We start from the raw sequence: 6,334 nt of genomic DNA, 5'->3' as shown, positions 1-6,334 counted from the left end.
GCGCGGAGGCGCAAAAGAGACGGGGGCGCGAAACGTCCCGAAATCGCGTCAAAAGCTACGTCTCTTGGGCCTACATTACATGCTGAACCCTGCTAAGTCACGGAAATGTCGAGGCTATTCCGAGACGGTTGAGACGGCACAGTTGAGGGAGAACTAGGTGGTGCAGCCACCAGTTTGGATAGAACCCGTCTCGGCTAAAATTCCCTGATAAACAGGGAAAAACAGGGAAAAATTCGCAATTTGGGCTGCCACATCGGCTTTTGCGTCAGAAATTAACACGCAAGATCAATGGCTTGGCGCAAAATTCCCTGGGTAAAAGAACAGGGAATTTGCTGAAGCAAACAGGGAATGTAACAGGCGAAGAGGCAAAATATCAGGGAAACTTCCGAAAAAGCGTTGTCGAAACCTGGGAACGATTGTCGTTATCCGGGATGACATTGTCGTTAGGTGGGAACACATTGCGCCAAGCCGGGAAGCGATTGCCTTTGGCCGACTGGGCATTGTCTTCCGGCGGGAGAGGATTGCCGCTTCCTGGGACCGGATTGCGCAATGCCGGGAAGGTATTGCTGTTTGGCGAGACTCGATGGCGTGCGAAGGCCGCCCTAGCCGTCTCGTCCGCCTCATCGTGGAATTTGACGTGGGCGGTTTCTCGCATCCGTCAATGTGAACGTAGCTTCAAGTCGGAGGTTGGGAGACACCACCGCCATCGCGAGGCGACGCAGTTATCGATCCTCCCGCACCCAGTGCCGACACTAAGATTTTCAGAGATCCATGACAGATCTCAAACGATCTGCGCGCAACGAGTAGTTGCAATACATAGTTAGCAGAGTGTATCATTAGAATTGATAATTGTAATCACCAAGCATTCATGATAGGGTAAATCATTCTAGCGGCGCGTTTGCTATGAAGGCTTCGCGTTCGCACCTGATATTTGAAGGGATTATACTTATAAAAATTTGCCATCTGGAGCGGGAGGCGTAAATGGCGCAAGGGTTTGTGCAAGTATTGATAAATCTTGATCAGTACAAAGAGTTGCTGCGCCCGCCGGGTGTGACTGACCTCGATTGGACAAACGTCTGGAACCAGTTTAAGGCGCGTTTTCATTTCGATAACTTGTCTGGGCCTCCGTTTCTGTCGATTTATAGTCTTCTTGAGGCGGTGGCTCCGGAAAGTAATGAGTTATACTTGATTGGGCAGGGAACCCGTGATCTGGGCGAATTGCTGCAATTTGCTTTGCTGCAGTCGACGGGCGTTCTTCCGAAGACCGTCCTCGCAAGCAGCGTCGATCTGAATCTGTCCGGAGGGCCGATCGACCTGTTTCTGGCGAGAACCTATGACGGCTCGATGCTTGCCCGCAACAAGGCAGGAATGTTCGGGGACGGTTGGTCTTCGAACTTCGACATTTCCGCCGTGACCGACACCAAGGGAAATGTCGTCATTGCGGCGCCGGGGGCTCTGCGATCATTCACCTTGAATGCGGACGGGACCTTCAGTGCCAACAACGGCGCCTTCGGCAGCCTAGCGCTGGTGGCGGGCGCCTATGTCCTGACTGAGACAGACGGCAGCACTGCGCAGTTCCGCGCCGATGGCCGATTGGCCGCGATGACTGACGCCAATGGGAACACGGTCACCGCGAACTGGTCGGTTGCCAATCAGTTGATCGGGGTCTCCTCTTCCACCGGACAATCGCTCATATTCACCTATAATGGTCAGGGCCGGGTCGCCACGGCCACGGATTCAGAGGGGCAAGTCACCACCTACACTTATGACGCGAGTGGCGCCCATCTGTTGAGCGTGACCACCGCCGCGGGCACGACAGCCTATGCTTACAAAGCGGCTCCTGGCACCCCCTCCGACAGCGCGTTGATTTCGATAACCTATCAAGACGGGACGCATCACTTCTTCGAATATGGCACCAATGGTCGCCTCACCGCCGAGTTCGACGATGGCAATGCGGACAAGGTCACCTACAACCATGGCACGCCCGGCAAGGTCGTTGTTACCGACGCTCTGGGGCACGAGACGACCCTATTTTATGATTCGGACGGCAACATCGCTCGCGTTCTCGACGCTAACGCCCATGCCACCAACCTAAGCTACGATGATTTCGGCAACTTGACCAAGGTCGTCACTCCAGGCGGGAGCGTTGCCTCCTATGCGTACGATTCGTTTGGTCACGTTACCAGTTTCATCGACCCGCTCGGTGGCACCATATCCTCATCCTACGACGTCCTGGGGCACATCGCTTCGCTGACCGATCAGCGCGGCAACACCATGACCTACGGACACGACGCAAAAGGCAATCTGACCTCCATTGGCTATGCTGACAGCACACAGACTACGTTCATTGCCACCGCCACAGGTCAACTGCATTCGGTAACTAATGCAAGAAGCCAGACGGCAACGTTCACCTATGATGCCGGCGGTCACGTCATTGCAAAAAACTTCTCCGACGGCACCAACGAGAGCTACACCTATGACAGCCACGGCAACCTGACTTCGGCCACCGCGCGCAATGGTGGTGCTACTAACTACACCTACGATGCAGCAGATCGCTTAACGAGCGTGACCGACGCTATCGGACGGACCGAAAGCTTCACATATGATGCTGCTGGGCGCCGTGTCGAACGGGTCGACCCCGATGGCACCGTCACGAAATATTCCTATGACGCAGCCGGCCGATTGTCCGAACTCCGGGATGGGGTGGACGGCCTACTAGTCAAATACAGCTACGATGCCGCCGGGCAGCTATCGCGCATCGACAATGGCAATGGCACACATACCTCCTATACGCACGATGCAGTGGGTAATGTGACGGCAATCAAAAATTTCTCTGCAGTCAACGCTGTTATATCTCAGGAAGTCTACAATTATACGATAGATTCGCAAGTCAGTACCAAGTCAACACTTGATGGTACGTGGACATATGCCTACGACAAAGCCGGTCAACTCACGCACGCTGTGTTCACGTCTACCAACGCCTCCGTCGCCAACCAGGATATCGCCTACGCCTACGACGCGGCTGGCAACCGCATCAGTACAACAGTCGACGGGGTGGTGACCAATTACACGGCGAACGCCCTCAATCAGTACACTTCCGCCACAGGGGTGTCTTACAATTACGATGCAGACGGCAATCTGAAGACCAAAACCGACTCTTCTGGCTCATGGACGTATACCTACGACATCGAGAATCAACTGACTGCAGTGGTCGGTCCGGGTGGTCAGACTTGGTCCTACAGCTACGACGCCCTCGGCAACCGTATTGCGAGTACCCACAACGGGATAACTGAAACCTATGTCATCGACCCATTCGGTCTCGGCAACGTGGCGCAGACCTATACCTCGGGTGGCACACTTTCGACGACCTACAGCTATGGCTATGGGCTTGCGGCGGCGATTGGTGCGGGTTCGACTTCCTACTATACAACTGATCTTACCGGCAACGTAACCGGCCTCACAAACGGCAGCGGCAATCTCACCGATAGCTATTTCTATGATCCGTTCGGTGACGTCACACACGTTACTGGGACTTCGACCAATCCTTTTCAGTTCAATGGAGCCCATGGTGTCTCAACCGATTCGTCGGAATTGAGTTTTATGCGGTCTAGGTACTATGATAATACAGATGGCAGATTTATCGAAAGAGATCCTATAAACCTCAATGGAGGGACAAACCTATACGAATACGTTGCAAACAATCCGATCAGTTTTGTTGATCCGAGTGGGTTGAGCTATGTAAATATCGGAGTAACCGCTGGCGATGGCCCAGCTGTTGGTGTGGGGTTCATTGTTGATGATTACGGAAATACGTATTTGCAACTCGGTGGGGGGGCTGGCTATGGAGCGGGTGCGTCTGCAACCTACGGACCCGGTGCAGTTCAGCAAGGATTCGGCGTAAGCGTACAGGGAGGAATTGGTGAGGGCTTCGACGGCGGATTCGGGATCGACGAGAATGGTAGGCCAACCGGAGGTGAAGCCGGGCCATCCGTTGGAGCCGGTTTCGTAGTGTTGCTGACTTATACATGGAAACTGCCTTGGAACATTAACCCCTTTGGCAACCCCGGCCCTTCGCCGGACTTTTCTTGGTCAGACAATGACGGTTTCCCCGGCGGTGGCGGAACTCAGCATGGTAGTCCAGGAGACGGCTCTGGAACCTCCGTCAGCATGTACTGCTGCGTCTCGGTGGACGAAAGCGGGCGCTGGGTCGCGTACGAAAGTCCAGATAGCGCAATCACCACGGACGATACGAATGGAAAGAACGACATCTTTCTCTATCAAACAGCTGACATCGTGCTGCCGGCGGGCAGCATTCAGCGAATTCTCACACCCACTGGTGAACAAGGTAACGGCGACTCTTTCAATCCAGTGCTTTCGGGCGACGGCTGGTGGGTGTCGTTTACGACCCTGGCGTCCAATTTTGCCGCGGACGACACCAACGGTGCCTCTGACGTATTTCTCACGGGCTTCGATAGGCTGACACAGCGCATCAGTGTCTCGACGGCAGGGTTAGGCGGGGACGCAGCATCTTACCTGTCCTCTGTTTCGTATGATGCGTCGCAGGTCGCTTTCGTCAGCGAGGCTACCAACCTTGTAGCTGGTGATACCAATGGATTTGCCGACATTTTCCTGCGCGACATAAATCTCGCAACAACGGAATTGATTTCGAAGGGTGCCGGCAGCGCGAAAGCTAATGGCGATTCTACAATGCCGGCGATCTCGGCAAGTGGCAACCTTGTCGCTTTTGTGAGTTCGGCCAGCAACTTGGTGGCGGGCGATACCAACGGGGAACGCGACATTTTCGTCCGCGATAGAGTTGCCGAGTCCACGACACTCGTTACCAAGGGACTTGGGGGCTCTCAGGCTAACGGGGACTCATGGGCGCCTGCGATCACTCCAGACGGTCGCTATATCGCGTACTTCTCGTATGCCTCCAATCTTGTGGCTGGAGACGCCAACGGAAAAGCTGATGTATTCATAACCGACCGCGTCACGGGCGTCACCGAACGCGTCAGCGTCGGACTGAGCAATGTGGAAGCCAACGGCGATAGTGGCGGCAAGCCGGTGACAGGACCATTCCCGGGCAATGCCTGGGGCGTCGATGTCTCGTCAGATGGCCGTTATGTCTCATTTATTAGCGAAGCCTCTAACCTCGTTGCCGGTGATGCCAACGGCAAGGCTGACGTATTTCTCTACGATCGCTTGGCGCACATCATGACCTTGGTCAGCAAAAGCGATAGCGGCGCCCTCGCATCTGGGGGCGCGCTCGGCAGCCTTTACGCTGGCGCCGTTGCAATTTCGGGTGATGCCTCAGTCATCGCCTATATCAGCGATGCCACGAACATTCTCGCATCTGATACCAATGCGAGTGCCGACATTTTTGTCCACAAGTCGAACGATCCGATATCGGCGAAGGCCGGCACTCTTTCAGTGGATACCATGGTCGGATCGGATACCAGGGATGCATTTGCCGGCTTCGACAGTGATGATGTTTTGAATGGCGTGGCGGGAGATGATCTTCTTTATGGTGGAAATGGCAATGACAGGCTGACCGGTGGACTTGGCGCGGATTTCATGGATGGCGGAAGCGGCAGCGACCGCATGTTTGGCGGCGCAGGCGATGACACCTATCTGGTCGACGATGTCAGCGACACAGTTGTCGAGCTTGTCCAGTCGGGTCAGGACAGAGCGCAGACCCTTCTCAACGGATACATTCTGGCTGCAAATGTTGAAGAGTTGGCGCTATTGGGCTCGGCCGACCTCAATACTACCGGCAACAGCGGGAATAATCTGATATTCGGCAATTCCGGCGCGAACGTGATCAACGGAGGTGCGGGTAACGACGTGATAACCGCGGGCACCGGCGGCGACAGCCTTGCCGGTGGCAGCGGCAATGACAGGGCATTGGGCGAGGCTGGAGACGATATCGAGCACGGCGGCATCGGTGATGACATCCTCAATGGAGGAGACGGAAACGACCAGCTGTTTGGAGAAGCTGGCGACGACCTATTGAGCGGTGATTCTGGCGATGACGTGCTTGATGGCGGGGATGGTACCGACACGCTTGATGGCGGGGTTGGCAAGGACACGATGCGCGGTGGCGCAGGTGGCGACACCTATGTCGTGGACGATGCAGGAGATGTTGTGATCGAGGCCAGCGCGGGCGCCGGCGAGATCGATGCGGTCAAGTCGACCATCTCCTACACTCTGACCAAATATGTCGAGAATCTGGTGCTGATGGGCACGGCCCTGAACGGCACCGGTAATAGCAGCAGCAACAACATTACCGGCAACGATCTTGCCAACACGCTCGATGGCCAGGGCGGCTTCGATG

The 6,334-nt window shown here is 55.3% G+C and carries 1 protein-coding gene; it reads left to right on the top strand.

The window, feature by feature from the left end:
- Positions 1-981 precede the first annotated feature (981 nt).
- A partial coding sequence (locus ACH196_RS37580) for an RHS repeat-associated core domain-containing protein (RefSeq protein ID WP_396651910.1) occupies positions 982-6,334 on the top strand: 5,353 nt, incomplete at its 3' end.

This window comes from Mesorhizobium sp. IMUNJ 23232, from assembly GCF_044326205.1.
Classification (GTDB): Bacteria; Pseudomonadota; Alphaproteobacteria; order Rhizobiales; family Rhizobiaceae; genus Kumtagia.
The sequence above is the reverse complement of the archived record's forward strand: the minus strand, read 5'-3'. Positions and strand labels throughout refer to the sequence as shown.